The sequence below is a fragment of the Streptomyces sp. S6 genome, from assembly GCF_054880855.1.
The window spans coordinates 1-14,251 of record NZ_JBTYMC010000166.1 but is presented as its reverse complement, the minus strand read 5'-3'; the positions used below and the strand labels follow the sequence as shown (position 1 = coordinate 14,251).

Here is a 14,251-nt window from a genome sequence, read left to right as displayed (position 1 = left end):
CGGGCGTCCTCACCCCGGGCCTGCGCCAGCGGCACCCCGTGCGGCTGCTGCGCCGCTGCTACCACCCCGACCCGCGCGAGGCCGGCGAGCTGGGTGAACTCCCCGTCTGGGGGGAGGAGTTGGCCGCGCTCGAACTCTCCGAGTCCCGCTGGCCGGGCAGCGTGCGGCGCGGCATCCAGCGGATGCTGGCCCACGGGACGACTGCCGTCGCGGCGTCCGGGACACGTTTCACCGACCCGCTCCTCGCGTCGGCGATCGCCCGGTCCGGGCTGGCCGTCGCCCCCGTCACCGATGCCCTCGCCGCTCCCGATGCCCTGCTCGGCGAACGCCCCGACCTCGATCCGTTCACTGCGGGGTACGACCTCTCCGGTACCGTGCACGCCCCGTTGAGCGTCGGTGCCCGCGCCGACCTCGCCGCGTTCGACGTCCCCGACGAGGCCGCGCTGGTCGAGAAGGGCGCCTCGGCCTGTGTGGCGACGGTCCTCAACGGGCGTCTGGTGTACCGGAGTCGGTGAACCGGAAGTCGCCGGGCCCGAGTCGGCCTCTCAGCCCGCGAGCGCCTTCCCGAACGCGCCCGAACTCTGCTTCACCCCGCTGCAATCGGTCGCCGCGTCGCCCTGCCCGGGAGTGCCGGACGTGCACTGCCGGTCGCGGAACGTCGACCACATCGACATCCAGCCGATGCCCTTCTCCTCGGCGAACGACCGGAGTTGGGCCGCGTCGGCGAGGGTGAACGTCTCGCCCGCGATGTCGTTGACGCCGATCATCGAGGTGAGGGCCATACCGCGCCAGGCGGCCATGTCGGTGGTGCCGAAGACGGACTTCAACTGGGTGTGCGTGGCTGTCGCGGAGGTGATCGCGTAGTCGCCCATGTCGCCGGTGTAGGTCTCGCTGTAGTTCATGGTCATGATGTTGACCGTGGCGACCTGGACGTCGTGCTTGTTCGCCGAGGCGAGCAGGGCGAGGCCGTCGGCGTCGAGGCCCGAGGGCATCACCGGGAGGGTGAAGGAGATCTCCAACCCGGGGCGTTTCCTCTGGAGTTCGGCGATCGCCTGGGAGCGCAGGGCGACCGAGGCGCTGTCGGTGAGGGTGTTTCCCTCGATGTCGAAGTCGGCCTTCTTCGACCCGGCCGCGTCCAGGGCGGCCCCGTAGGCGGCGGCCAGTTCCGAGGGGCTGGAGCAGACCGTGGCCAACTCCTTGCCGGAGGCGCCGCCGAAGGAGACCCGCACGCTCGATCCGGAGGCGGTCAGCTTCGAGATCCGGGACCTCACCGCCGTGTCGCCGATCGCCGTCGTGCCGTTCCACCTCGCCGTGCACGTGCTGCCGTCGGAGATCACGAACGCGAGGTTGTACGTGGCCGGGGCGCCCGCCGAGTCGTTCGCCGATGCCTCCGTGGCGCTCACGTAGGGGGCGTATCCGGTCGTGACGGTGGTCGTAGGGGGCGGGGACACGGAGGTACCAGGGGGCGGCGACATCGGTTCCGCCGGTCCGGCCGCCGCGTCCGACGCCGTACCGGAGGAGGTGGAACAGCCTGCCGCGGCCAGCGCGAACAGACAGCTCAGCGGCACCAGAAAGCTCCGCATGGCACAAGCACCCGCTCTCGTGATTCCTGTTTCTGGAGGGAAATGTCTCACACCGGGGACGAGCGCGTGGGAACAGTTGCCACACGGTAAATCCGCGATCGGAGCCGAGCGGAAACGGACAACTCTCGGCGGAAGGGCAGGGGCAGATGTTTTCCTGATATCCAGGGAACGCAATCCGAGCCCGCCGCAGGTGCGGACCGGCTCCGACTCCGGCTCCGGCAAGGCCCTCGACGGCGGGCCTCACCTTCCACGCCGACCTCCCACACCAGCGTTTTCATCGACGCCGAATTCGGCGACTGGGAAATTCCGGGCGTCTTGAAGATCGTCCCATGGGCCACACCCAAGGACGACAAAAGGAGTTTCCGTCCCGGATCATTGCCGCGCTGCCGAAATACATCGAGCAGATGCGGGCCGGGTCGGTACGCGCTCACCCGTCAGGGGGAGACCGGGGCGTACGACCTCGACGACACCCCCCTCGTACAGGCGTTCCGGTCCGCCGGGTACGTCACTCTCCCCTCCCTGTCGTACCCGTAGCCCTCAGGTCCCTCCCGGAGATCCCGTAGGGGTGCCTGCAAGAATGGCCGGGTGACCCGCGCATCCCTGGACAAGCAGCCGCACGAAGTCGCCTCGATGTTCGACAACGTGGCGGAACGGTACGACCTGACCAACGACGTGCTGTCCCTCGGGCAGGACCGGCGCTGGCGCAAGGAGGTCGCGCGGGCCGTGGACGCCCGCCCGGCGCAGAAGATCCTGGATCTCGCGGCCGGGACGGGGACGTCGTCGCTGCCGTTCGCGCAGGCCGGGGCGTATGTCGTGCCGTGCGACTTCTCGCTCGGGATGCTTCAGGTCGGCAAGCGGCGCAACTCCTGGCTGCCGTTCACCGCCGGTGACGCGACGCGGCTGCCGTTCAAGGACGACACGTTCGACGCCGTGACGATCTCGTTCGGGCTGCGCAATGTGCAGGACTTCGACGCGGGGCTCCGGGAGATGTACCGGGTGACGCGGCCCGGGGGGCGGGTCGTGATCTGCGAGTTCTCACATCCGACGTGGGCGCCGTTCCGGACGGTCTACACCGAGTACTTGATGCGGGCGTTGCCGCCGGTGGCGCGGGCCGTGTCGTCCAACCCCGAGGCGTACGTGTATCTCGCCGAGTCCATCCGGGCATGGCCCGATCAGCCGGCGCTGGCCTCGCGGTTGCGGGAGGCGGGGTGGGCGAAGGTGGCGTGGCGCAACCTGACCGGGGGAGTGGTGACTCTGCACCGGGGGTTCAAGGAGTAGCGCCTACGGGGGTGCGTCGTCATCCCAGGGCCATCGGTACTCCCTGCCCGCCGTACCCCACCGCCGCATACGGCTCCCCCGGCTCCTCCAGCTCCCGCTGGAACCCGCCGCCCCCCGGGCGAGGTATCCGTGGTTCGTGGACCCCCGCGCCGCCCCCGCCCTCCCCCTCGCCGAAGTCGAACCAGACGGAGACGACGGCTCCCCGGGGAATCGCGGCTCCGGGTGGGGGGTACTGGCGTACTACGTAGTCGACGACCGTACGGAGGAAGTCGGGGCGGTCGGGCGCGGTGAGGAGCACGCCGTGCGCCTGGGCCTTCTCGCGGGCGTCCATGGCCATCAGGCCGACCAGACGCGGTACATGCACTTCCGGTGTTTTGGGTGGTATGAGCACAGATGTCACCCCCAGCGGTACTGGAAGGGTAACCGCCGGAGGGGGCCGTCCGGAAGCGCTGTGCGACAATTTCGCAACGGTTGGCTACTGAGAGTTACCACTTTCGAGATCGAGGCGGTAGCAGTGACCCTCGCGACGGGAGTCGGGCGTGGTGAAGACCTCCGCCAGCCGCATCCCCAGCCGCCGCGTCACGGCGATCGAGCGCGTGTTCCCCGCGTCGACCATCGCGACGACACCGGGTGCGCCCGCCGACCGCACCCGCTCCAGCGTCATCTGGGCCGCCGCCGTGACGTACCCCTTGCCCCAGTGCTCCCGCCCGAGCCGCCAGCCGATCTCGATCTCGCCCTTCGGCCCCCACTCACGGGGCCACGGCTGGGCCCCGGTGAAGCCGATCACCCGGCCCTCCCGGTCGAGCATGGTCCACAGGCAGAAGCCGTACTCGGCGTCGTGCCGGCGCTGGCGGGCCGTCAGCTCCTCGTAGTACGAGATCTCCGCCGCCGCGCCGCCGTGGAACGCCATGACCTCCGGGTCGTCGAAGAGCCGGTGCCAGGCGAGCGCGTCCTCATCGGTGGGAACACGCAGCCGCACTACGGGAAGAGGCAGATTCACGGGGCAACCCTTCAGCCGGGTGATCAATTCTGCTGAATAGACTGCGCATGTCCAGTGCCGGCCGGCACGCATATTCCGAACCTGGGAGATCCCGCCGTGACCGTCGTGACTGATCCTCACTCCGAAGACACCGCGTCTCTCTCCGGGAACACCGCCGACGTGATCGTCGTCGGCGCGGGTCCTGCCGGTTCGACGACCGCGTACTATCTCGCCAAGGCCGGGCTCGACGTCCTGCTGCTGGAGAAGACCGAGTTCCCCCGCGAGAAGGTGTGCGGCGACGGGCTCACGCCGCGCGCCACCAAACAGCTCGTCGCCATGGGGATCGACATCTCCGAGGAGGCCGGCTGGCTGCGCAACAAGGGGCTGCGGATCATCGGCGGCGGCGTCCGGCTCCAACTCGACTGGCCCGAGCTGGCGTCGTACCCGGACTACGGACTCGTCCGCAAGCGCGACGACTTCGACGAGCAGCTCGCCCGGCAGGCGCAGAAGGCGGGGGCGCGGCTGTACGAGCGGTGCAACGTGGGGGCGCCGATCCGCGACGACCGGACCGGCCGGATCACCGGTGTGCACGCGAAGTTGGGCGAGGAGAAGCGTGAAGTCACCTTCCACGCGCCCCTGGTGGTCGCCGCCGACGGCAACTCCACGCGGCTGTCCCTCGCGATGGGGCTGCACCGGCGGGAGGACCGGCCGATGGGGGTCGCCGTCAGGACGTACTTCGAGAGCCCCCGGCACGAGGACGACTACCTCGAATCCTGGCTGGAGTTGTGGGACCGGAGGGGCGCCGAGGACCGGCTGCTGCCGGGCTACGGGTGGATCTTCGGGATGGGCGACGGGACGTCCAACGTCGGGCTCGGGGTCCTCAACACCTCCGATTCCTTCAAGGAGTTGGACTGGCGCGAGGTGCTGAAGGCGTGGTGCGCGTCCATGCCGGCGGAATGGGGATACACGCCGGAGAACATGACCGGGCCCATCCGCGGAGCCGCGCTGCCGATGGCCTTCAACCGTCAACCCCACTACACCAAGGGGCTGTTGCTCGTCGGGGACGCCGGCGGGCTGGTCAACCCCTTCAACGGCGAGGGGATCGCGTACGCCATGGAGTCCGGGCAGCTCGCCGCGGACGTCATCGTGCAGGCGCACGCGCGGGCCACGCCGGCCCAGCGGGAGATCGCGCTTCAGCGGTACCCGCAGGTGCTGAAGGACACCTACGGGGGGTACTACACGCTGGGCCGCGCCTTCGTGAAGCTCATCGGGAATCCGAAGGTGATGAAGGTCGCGGCCCAACGGGGGCTCACTCACCCGGTGTTGATGAAGTTCACGCTGAAGATGCTGGCGAACCTGACGGATCCCACCGGGGGGGACGCGATGGACCGGATCATCAACGGGCTGAGCAAGGTGGCGCCGAAGGCGTAGGGGGCCGGGCGCGGGTGGGCTGTGGCTGCTCGCGCCCTTGAAAGACGAAAAGCCTTACCCCAAGGCCTCCTCGTTCGCCGCCCTCTGCGCCAGCACCCTCTCCCTGCCGTCCGCCATCTGCCGCAGCGCCTCCCGCCGGTCCCTCTTCGACAACCGGTCCAGATACACGTGCCCGTTCACATGGTCCGTCTCATGCGCCAGGCACCGCGCGAAGTACCCGGTGCCCTCGATCGTGACGGGGGCGCCGGTGCGGTCGTGGCCGTGGATCACCGCCACGTCCGGGCGGGGGACGTCCATGACGGCGCCGGGGACGGAGAGGCAGCCCTCGGAGTCGTCCAGGAGGCGGCGGCGGGTGGGGAGGTCGGCCAGGGTCGGGTTGACGATGTGGCCGACGTGGCGGACGCCGTCGTCGTCGGGGCAGTCGTAGACGAACAGGCGGAGATCCACGCCGACTTGGTTCGCCGCGAGGCCCGCGCCGTTGGCGATGTACATCGTCAGGAACATGTCGTCGATGAGGGCGGCGAGGTCGGGGCCGAACTCGGTGACGTCACGGCAGGGCTTGTGGAGGATCTCCTCGCCGACTTCGGTGATCCGGCGGACGCGGCCCCGGCGGGCCTCGGGGGCGTGGCGGGGGTACGAGTCCACGGGGTGGCCCTGGACGAAGACGCTGGGCATCTCTGTGTCTCCCTCTGACTGACTGCCGGTCGACTGCCGACCGGTCGTTGATCAGTGTGAGGGAAGTCCCGTACGGAGAAGGGCCGCTGCCCCCGAGCGGCTGCGGCCCTGCACCTCAAGTACTACGGGTGACTACGGGTACTACGGGTTCAGAGCACCCGCACCGCACCGCTCGCCGGATACCCGGACAGCTCCTGGATGACGACCCCCTTGGAGGGGTTCGCCGCGTCGAGGTACTTGCCCCCGCCGATGTAGACGCCGACGTGGTACGCCGACCCCTTGGGACCCCAGTACAGGATGTCCCCGACCTGGAGGTTGGAGAGCGAGACGTCGGTGCCGACGGTCGACTGGTCCTCGGAGACGCGCGGCAGATCGATGCCGACCTGCCGGAACGCGGCCTGCACGAGCCCGGAGCAGTCCCAGGAGTTGGGCCCGGTGCCGCCGAGGACGTACGAGTCGCCCACCTGAGCCTTGAGGAAGGCGATGACGGTGGCGACGCTGCCGCTGGCCGGCGCGGAGACGCTGTCGGAGCTGTCGCTCAGGCTCGCGCGGGTCGACGAACGGGAGACGGCGGCCTCGGCGGCGGCGATACGCGCCTCCTCGTCGGCCTTCTTCTTGGCTTCGGCCTTCTCCGCCGCGTCGAGGTCCTTCGCGGCCTCCTTCGCGGCGGCAGCGGCGGCGGAGTCGCGCTCGGCCTGCAACTGGTAGTTGGCCGCGGCCTGCGAGGTGAACTGCGCCGCCTGCTCGACCTGCGCGGACAGGTCCGCGGTGAGCGTGGGCAGTTCCAGCGTCTGCGTCACGGACGCGTCGGCGGCGTTGGCCGAACCCGCCGCGGCGGCGACGGCCAGCGTGCCGATGACACCACTGGCGACTCCGGCACGCATCGCCATAGAAGGCGCGGTGCGGCGGGGTTTCCGGTGGCTGCGTATGTGAGCGGTGTGGGACATGGGTACAAGCGGTATCAGGAGCTCCTCCATACCCACAAGGAACGTGTCCTGCGCCACACTTGTTCAATCCACGCCTCAACTTTCCCGTCCCAGTTTCTTTATTGACGCCGTAACGGACATTGCGGACCTGGGCGATCAAGGCTGTGATCATTGCCTTTCGTGGATACGTCCGAATTGCCCGCCACCTACCATTCGTTGAGGTCGTTGGCCAAGCCTGACTTCGGAGGGGTTCGTTCCGATGTGGCACAGGTCACGGAACGGTCACCACGTCCACGTCTCGCCGCGGCGTCCCCCTGACGTGTGAACGGGGTCCACTATCAACCCCCTCCGTCCAAGGCCAATTTGGATGCACGGGAACTCTCTTGATATAGAGACGCCCCCCTCCGGCCGTCACTGACGAGCGAAAATGTCACTTCGTGTGATCACTTCACTGCCTCGCGTGCCAAGATCGGCACCGGTGTGACTTCATGATCCTTCGTCAGGTGGTGGAGATCACAAAGCTTGTGCAATACCCCGTGTCGCAGATCACAGAGCGACGGGCATAAGATGCGGGGCAGTTGGGCTTGTGACCTGCTTCACATGTTCGCGATCTTGGTGATGGCCCCAACGTTTTTCTATGCAACCCGCCAACAGTCAGTGCCGACTGAGAGGAGCGAGGAGCGGTGAACGCCTATGCGCCCATCCTCGTACTGGGAGCCCTCGGGGCAGGCTTTGCGATCTTCTCCGTGGTCATGGCCGCGCTCATCGGGCCGAAGCGCTACAACCGCGCGAAGCTCGAAGCCTACGAGTGCGGAATCGAGCCGACCCCCACGCCGGCCGGCGGCGGGCGTTTCCCCATCAAGTACTACCTGACGGCGATGCTCTTCATCGTCTTCGACATCGAGATCGTCTTCCTCTACCCCTGGGCCGTCACCTTCGACGCCCTGGGTGTCTTCGGGCTCGTGGAGATGCTGCTCTTCGTGCTCACCGTCTTCGTCGCCTACGCGTACGTCTGGCGGCGCGGCGGCCTGGAATGGGACTGAGGGGCCTTTAGACCATGGGACTCGAAGAAAAGCTGCCGAGCGGCTTCCTGCTGACCACCGTCGAACAGGCCGCGGGCTGGGTGCGCAAGGCGTCCGTCTTCCCCGCCACCTTCGGCCTCGCGTGCTGCGCCATCGAGATGATGACCACCGGGGCGGGGCGCTACGACCTCGCCCGCTTCGGCATGGAGGTCTTCCGGGGCTCGCCCCGCCAGGCCGACCTGATGATCGTCGCCGGCCGGGTCAGCCAGAAGATGGCGCCCGTCCTGCGGCAGGTCTACGACCAGATGCCGAACCCCAAGTGGGTCATCTCCATGGGCGTGTGCGCGTCCTCGGGCGGCATGTTCAACAACTACGCGATCGTCCAGGGCGTCGACCACATCGTCCCCGTGGACATCTACCTCCCCGGCTGCCCGCCGCGCCCCGAGATGCTGATGGACGCGATCCTCAAGCTCCACCACAAGATCCAGCACTCCAAGCTCGGCGTGAACGCGGAGGAAGCGGCCCGTGAGGCGGAGGAGGCGGCGTTGAAGGCCCTCCCGCTGATCGAGATGAAGGGGCTGCTGCGATGAGCGACGCGAACGGCACCAACCCCGAGAAGGACCTCAGCGCCTCCAACCTCCCCGGCCAGCGCGGCGACCAGGGCGAGGAGATCCGCGTCCAGCGCGGCATGTTCGGCGCGAACAACGGCGGCGACACCTCCGGTTACGGCGGTCTGGTCCGCTCGGTCCGCCTGCCGGGGGCCACCTCACGGCCGTACGGAGGTTGGTTCGACGAGGTCGCCGACGAACTCGAAGGCGCCCTGGAGGAAGAGGGTCTCCTCCCGGACAATGCGATCGAGAAGACGGTCGTCGACCGCGGCGAACTCACCTTCCACGTCGAGCGCGAGCACCTCGTCCGCGTCGCCCGCACCCTGCGCGACGACCCGGCGCTGCGGTTCGAACTGTGCACCGGCGTCAGCGGCGTGCACTACCCGCACGACAAGGGCCGTGAGCTGCACGCCGTCTACCACCTGCGCTCGATCACCCACAACCGGCTGATTCGCCTCGAAGTCAGCGCCCCGGACGCCGACCCGCGCATCCCGTCCCTCGTCCCCGTCTACCCGACGAACGACTGGCACGAGCGCGAGACGTACGACTTCTTCGGGATCGTCTTCGAAGGCCACCCGGCCCTGACGCGGATCATGATGCCGGACGACTGGCAGGGCCACCCGCAGCGCAAGGACTACCCCCTCGGCGGCATCGCCGTCGAGTACAAGGGCGCCCAGATCCCGGCTCCGGACCAGCGGAGGTCGTACTCGTGAGCACGTCGCACGCAAGTCCCCGTGAGACCACGGAAGGCTCCGTCTACACGGTCACCGGAGGCGACTGGGACGAGGTCGTCCAGTCGGCGGCCCGCGCGGACGACGAGCGCATCGTCGTCAACATGGGCCCCCAGCACCCGTCCACCCACGGCGTGCTCCGGCTGATCCTGGAGATCGACGGTGAGACGGTCACCGAGGCCCGCTGCGGCATCGGCTACCTGCACACCGGCATCGAGAAGAACCTCGAATTCCGGACGTGGACGCAGGGGACCACCTTCGTCACGCGCATGGACTACCTGACGTCCTTCTTCAACGAGACCGCCTACTGTCTCGCCGTCGAGAAGCTCCTCGGCATCGAGGACCAGATCCCCGAGCGCGCCGAGATCATCCGCGTCCTGCTGATGGAGCTGAACCGGCTCTCCTCGCACCTGGTGTGCATCGCCACCGGCGGCATGGAGCTCGGCGCCACCACGATCATGATCTACGGATTCCGCGATCGTGAAATGATTCTCGACATCTACGAGCTGGTCACCGGCCTGCGCATGAACCACGCGTACATCCGGCCCGGCGGACTCGCCCAGGACCTGCCGCCCGGCGCGGTGGACCAGATCCGCGAGTTCGTGAAGAAGATGAAGAAGAACCTTCCGGAGTACGACAAGCTCGCCACCGGGAACCCCATCTTCAAGGCCCGTATGCAGGGCGTCGGCCACCTCGACCTGACCGGCTGCATGGCCCTCGGCGCGACCGGCCCGATCCTGCGCTCCACCGGCCTCCCGCACGACCTGCGCAAGTCCCAGCCGTACTGCGGCTACGAGACCTACGACTTCGACGTCCCGACCGCCGACACCTGCGACTCCTACGGGCGCTTCCTGATCCGCCTGGAGGAGATGCGCCAGTCGCTGCGCATCGTCGAGCAGTGCCTGGACCGGCTCCAGCCGGGCCCGGTCATGGTCGCCGACAAGAAGATCGCCTGGCCCGCCCAACTGGCCCTGGGTCCCGACGGGTTGGGGAACTCCCTCGACCACATCAAGAAGATCATGGGCACCTCCATGGAGGCCCTGATCCACCACTTCAAGCTGGTCACCGAGGGCTTCCGGGTCCCGGCCGGCCAGGCGTACGCGGCCGTCGAGTCCCCCAAGGGCGAACTCGGCGTCCACGCCGTCTCCGACGGCGGCACCCGCCCCTTCCGGGTCCACTTCCGCGACCCGTCCTTCACCAACCTGCAAGCCATGGCGGCGATGTGCGAGGGCGGCCAGGTCGCCGACGTCATCGTCGCCGTCGCGTCCATCGACCCCGTGATGGGAGGCGTCGACCGGTGACCACCTCTTCCCCCCAGCGGGGCGTCGGGCTGGGCATGCCCGAACTGCCCGCGCCCGCTTACCCGGACGACGTACGGGAGCGCCTGGAGGCGGACGCGCGCGAGGTGATCGCCCGCTACCCCGACTCCCGCTCCGCGCTCCTGCCGCTGCTGCACCTCGTGCAGTCCGAGGAGGGCCATGTCACCCGCACCGGGATGCGGTTCTGCGCCGAGGTGCTGGGCCTGACCACCGCCGAGGTCACCGCCGTCGCGACCTTCTACACGATGTACCGGCGCGGCCCGAGCGGCGACTACCAGGTCGGCGTCTGCACCAACACGCTCTGCGCGGTGATGGGCGGCGACGCGATCTTCGACTCGCTCCAGGAGTACCTGGGCGTCGGGAACGGAGAGACCACGGACGACGGGAAGGTCACGCTGGAGCACATCGAGTGCAACGCGGCCTGCGACTTCGCGCCCGTCGTGATGGTCAACTGGGAGTTCTTCGACAACCAGACCGTCGAGAGCGCCAAGCGCCTCGTCGACGACCTGCGCGCCGGCCGTGAGGTGTCTCCCACGCGCGGGGCGCCGCTGTGCACCTTCAAGGACACTGCCCGCATCCTGGCGGGCTTCCCCGACGAGCGCGAGGGCGCCGTCGAGGCGAGCGGCGGCGCGGGACCCGCCTCGCTGGTGGGCCTCCGCCTGGCCAGGGGAGAGACCGCAGCCGCGCGCGTGGTCCACCCGCGTGAGGAACCCGAGGACCGGCCCGCCGCCGAGGAGGGGGAGGGATGACATTGGCACCCGAACTGAAGGGCAGCAGTCCCGAGAAGCTGCTCGCACCCGTGCTGTCGGCCTTCTGGGACGAGGAGCGGTCCTGGTCGCTCGACGTCTACCGGAGGCACGAGGGGTACGAGGGGCTCCGCAAGGCCCTCGCCATGTCGCCGGACGACCTGATCGCCTACGTCAAGGACTCCGGGCTGAGGGGGCGTGGCGGTGCCGGGTTCCCGACGGGGATGAAGTGGCAGTTCATTCCCCAGGGAGATGGAAAACCGCACTATCTAGTTGTCAACGCCGACGAATCGGAGCCGGGGACCTGCAAGGACATCCCGCTCCTCTTCGCGAACCCGCACAGCCTCATCGAGGGCATCGTCATCGCGTGTTACGCCATCCGGTCGTCGCATGCCTTCATCTATCTGCGGGGTGAAGTCGTCCCCGTTCTGCGGCGGTTGCACGAGGCCGTACGCGAGGCGTACGCGGCGGGCTATCTCGGCGAGAACATCCTCGGCAGCGGGCTCGATCTCCAGCTCACCGTGCACGCCGGGGCCGGCGCGTACATCTGCGGTGAGGAGACCGCGCTGCTCGACTCGCTCGAAGGCCGCCGGGGTCAACCGCGGCTCCGCCCTCCTTTCCCTGCCGTCGCGGGCCTCTATGCGTGCCCGACTGTAGTGAACAACGTCGAGTCCATCGCGTCGGTTCCCGCGATCCTGAATCGCGGAAAAGAATGGTTCCGCTCGATGGGCAGCGAGAAGTCCCCGGGCTTCACGCTGTACTCCCTGTCCGGGCACGTCACGAGCCCCGGCCAGTACGAGGCGCCCCTCGGCATCACCCTGCGCCAACTGCTGGAGATGAGCGGCGGGATGCGCCCCGGGCACCGGCTGAAGTTCTGGACGCCGGGCGGCTCCTCCACACCGATGTTCACCGACGAGCACCTCGACGTCCCCCTCGACTACGAGGGCGTCGGCGCGGCCGGCTCGATGCTCGGCACGAAGGCCCTCCAGTGCTTCGACGAGACGACGTGCGTGGTGCGCGCGGTGACCCGGTGGACGGAGTTCTACGCCCACGAGTCCTGCGGGAAGTGCACGCCCTGCCGTGAAGGCACCTACTGGCTCGTGCAGTTGCTGCGCGACATCGAGGCCGGCAAGGGCGTCATGAGCGACCTCGACAAGCTGAACGACATCGCCGACAACATCAACGGCAAGTCGTTCTGCGCCCTCGGCGACGGCGCCGCCTCGCCGATCTTCTCCTCGCTGAAGTACTTCCGCGAGGAGTACGAGCAGCACATCACGGGCCGCGGCTGCCCCTTCGACCCCGCCAAGTCGACGGCCTGGGCCGACAAGCACACGGAGGTGAAGGCGTGACGGTCACCACGAGTTCCCCCTCCGGAGGCGGAGAGGCGGCGGTGCCGCGGGAAGATCTCGTGACGCTGACGATCGACGGCGCCGAGATCAGCGTGCCCAAGGGCACCCTCGTCATCCGCGCCGCCGAACAGCTCGGCATCGAGATCCCCCGGTTCTGCGACCACCCCCTCCTCGACCCGGCCGGCGCCTGCCGCCAGTGCATCGTCGAGGTCGAGGGCCAGCGCAAGCCGATGGCGTCCTGCACGATCAGCTGCACCGACGGCATGGTCGTCAAGACGCACCTCACCTCCGAGGCCGCCGAGAAGGCCCAGCACGGCGTGATGGAGCTGCTGCTCATCAACCACCCGCTGGACTGCCCGGTGTGCGACAAGGGCGGTGAGTGCCCGCTCCAGAACCAGGCCATGTCGCACGGCCAGGCCGAGTCCCGCTTCGAGGGCCGCAAGCGGACCTACGAGAAGCCGGTCCCGGTCTCCGCGCAGGTCCTCCTGGACCGCGAGCGGTGCGTGCTGTGCGCGCGCTGCACCCGCTTCTCCAACCAGGTCGCGGGCGACCCGATGATCGAGTTGATCGAAAGAGGCGCCCTACAGCAGGTCGGTACGGGCGAAGGCGATCCGTTCGAGTCGTACTTCTCCGGGAACACGATCCAGATCTGTCCCGTCGGCGCCCTCACCTCGGCCGCCTACCGGTTCCGCTCCCGCCCCTTCGACCTGGTGTCGACGCCGTCAGTCTGCGAGCACTGCGCGGGCGGCTGCGCGACCCGCACGGACCACCGGCGCGGAAAGGTCATGCGGCGGCTCGCCGCGAACGACCCGCAGGTCAACGAGGAGTGGATCTGCGACAAGGGGCGCTTCGGGTTCCGGTACGCGCAGGCGCGCGACCGCCTGGAGACGCCCCTCGTGCGCAACCCCGAGGGCGACTTGGTGCCCGCCTCCTGGCCGGAGGCCCTCCAGATCGCGGCGCAGGGGCTGCTGGCCTCGCGCGGGCGCACCGGTGTGCTGACCGGCGGCCGGCTCACCGTCGAGGACGCCTACGCGTACAGCAAGTTCGCGCGGGTGGCCCTCGACACGCACGACATCGACTTCCGCGCGCGCGTGCACAGCGGCGAGGAGGCCGACTTCCTGGCCTCCCGGGTCGCCGGACGCGGCCATGACCTCGACGGCACGGGCGTCACGTACACCGCGCTGGAACAGGCCCCGGCCGTCCTCCTGGTGGGCTTCGAGTCCGAGGAGGAGGCGCCCGGCGTCTTCCTGCGGCTGCGCAAGGCGTGGCGCAAGACCGGGCTGAAGGTGTTCTCGCTGGCCACGCACGCCACCCGGGGCCTTCAGAAGGCGGGCGGCACGCTGCTGCCGGCCGCTCCCGGCACCGAGACGGAGTGGCTGGACGCCCTCGCGTCCGGCAGCGGCCTGGAGACGCCCGGAGAGGTCGCCGCCGAGGCGCTGCGGGCCGACGGCGCCGTCATCGTCGTCGGCGAGCGCCTGGCGGGCGTGGCGGGGGGTCTCAGGTATGTCGTACCTCTGAGGCACTCCGGAAGTCTCGCCCACCGTCAGAACCACCCCAGCGCGCTGTCCACCGACCAGCTCTGCCACGACATCCCGAACAGCCCG

General features: G+C 68.9%; 15 protein-coding genes. 10 read left to right on the top strand and 5 right to left on the bottom strand.

The features are described 5' to 3' along the window. Positions 1-515: hypothetical protein (locus ACVNF4_RS22045; protein WP_461804589.1), on the top strand; the 515-nt coding region annotated here is incomplete at its 5' end. Between the two features lie 30 nt (positions 516-545). Here ACVNF4_RS22045 and ACVNF4_RS22040 read toward each other — a convergent pair. Further along, complete coding sequence (locus ACVNF4_RS22040; protein ID WP_461804588.1) at positions 546-1,583, bottom strand: chitinase; 1,038 nt, start codon at positions 1,581-1,583, stop codon at positions 546-548. A gap of 585 nt (positions 1,584-2,168) precedes the next feature. Between ACVNF4_RS22040 and ACVNF4_RS22035 the strand changes: the two genes are divergently transcribed. Beyond that, positions 2,169-2,861, top strand: coding sequence for a demethylmenaquinone methyltransferase (locus tag ACVNF4_RS22035; RefSeq protein ID WP_461804587.1), 693 nt, complete (start codon positions 2,169-2,171; stop codon positions 2,859-2,861). A 19-nt stretch (positions 2,862-2,880) separates the two neighbouring features. On the opposite strand, the gene ACVNF4_RS22030 is transcribed toward ACVNF4_RS22035, so the two are convergent. Further along, the gene (locus ACVNF4_RS22030) at positions 2,881-3,225 is read right to left on the bottom strand and encodes a PASTA domain-containing protein (RefSeq protein WP_461804586.1); all 345 of its coding nucleotides are present in this window, start codon (positions 3,223-3,225) and stop codon (positions 2,881-2,883) included. Between the two features lie 111 nt (positions 3,226-3,336). Beyond that, the gene (locus tag ACVNF4_RS22025; protein WP_461804585.1) at positions 3,337-3,861 is read right to left on the bottom strand and encodes a GNAT family N-acetyltransferase; all 525 of its coding nucleotides are present in this window, start codon (positions 3,859-3,861) and stop codon (positions 3,337-3,339) included. Between the two features lie 96 nt (positions 3,862-3,957). Here ACVNF4_RS22025 and ACVNF4_RS22020 point away from each other — a divergent pair, with 96 nt between their 5' ends. Then, a complete protein-coding gene (locus ACVNF4_RS22020; RefSeq protein WP_461804584.1) occupies positions 3,958-5,271 on the top strand; it encodes a geranylgeranyl reductase family protein in 1,314 nt (437 codons plus the stop codon). Between the two features lie 54 nt (positions 5,272-5,325). Here the strand turns inward: ACVNF4_RS22020 and def are convergent, their stop codons facing one another. Together def and ACVNF4_RS22010 are read right to left on the bottom strand one after the other, a co-directional pair. After that, the gene (def, locus tag ACVNF4_RS22015; protein ID WP_461804583.1) at positions 5,326-5,946 is read right to left on the bottom strand and encodes a peptide deformylase; all 621 of its coding nucleotides are present in this window, start codon (positions 5,944-5,946) and stop codon (positions 5,326-5,328) included. Positions 5,947-6,095: 149 nt separating this feature from the next. After that, positions 6,096-6,923 (bottom strand): C40 family peptidase, encoded by an 828-nt coding sequence (locus ACVNF4_RS22010; protein ID WP_461804582.1) that lies wholly within the window; start codon positions 6,921-6,923, stop codon positions 6,096-6,098. Positions 6,924-7,555: 632 nt separating this feature from the next. Between ACVNF4_RS22010 and ACVNF4_RS22005 the strand changes: the two genes are divergently transcribed. The 7 genes from ACVNF4_RS22005 to ACVNF4_RS21975 all read left to right on the top strand — a co-directional run. After that, the gene (locus ACVNF4_RS22005) at positions 7,556-7,915 is read left to right on the top strand and encodes an NADH-quinone oxidoreductase subunit A (protein WP_030813697.1); all 360 of its coding nucleotides are present in this window, start codon (positions 7,556-7,558) and stop codon (positions 7,913-7,915) included. A 14-nt stretch (positions 7,916-7,929) separates the two neighbouring features. Then, positions 7,930-8,484 (top strand): NuoB/complex I 20 kDa subunit family protein, encoded by a 555-nt coding sequence (locus ACVNF4_RS22000; RefSeq protein WP_461804581.1) that lies wholly within the window; start codon positions 7,930-7,932, stop codon positions 8,482-8,484. Beyond that, positions 8,481-9,215: an NADH-quinone oxidoreductase subunit C gene (locus ACVNF4_RS21995; RefSeq protein ID WP_461804580.1), complete on the top strand. Its 735-nt coding sequence runs from the start codon at positions 8,481-8,483 to the stop codon at positions 9,213-9,215. Before ACVNF4_RS22000 ends, ACVNF4_RS21995 begins: the two co-directional genes overlap by 4 nt. Then, positions 9,212-10,534 (top strand): NADH-quinone oxidoreductase subunit D, encoded by a 1,323-nt coding sequence (locus ACVNF4_RS21990; protein WP_461804579.1) that lies wholly within the window; start codon positions 9,212-9,214, stop codon positions 10,532-10,534. Before ACVNF4_RS21995 ends, ACVNF4_RS21990 begins: the two co-directional genes overlap by 4 nt. Then, positions 10,531-11,301: an NADH-quinone oxidoreductase subunit NuoE gene (gene nuoE / locus ACVNF4_RS21985; RefSeq protein WP_461804578.1), complete on the top strand. Its 771-nt coding sequence runs from the start codon at positions 10,531-10,533 to the stop codon at positions 11,299-11,301. Before ACVNF4_RS21990 ends, nuoE begins: the two co-directional genes overlap by 4 nt. Further along, on the top strand, positions 11,298-12,647 hold the full coding sequence (gene nuoF / locus ACVNF4_RS21980; RefSeq protein WP_461804577.1) for an NADH-quinone oxidoreductase subunit NuoF: 1,350 nt from the start codon (positions 11,298-11,300) through the stop codon (positions 12,645-12,647). The genes nuoE and nuoF overlap by 4 nt, the downstream gene beginning before the upstream one ends. Further along, positions 12,644-14,251 (top strand): NADH-quinone oxidoreductase subunit G (locus ACVNF4_RS21975; RefSeq protein ID WP_461804576.1); only part of this gene is annotated, 1,608 nt, incomplete at its 3' end. The genes nuoF and ACVNF4_RS21975, both read left to right, overlap by 4 nt.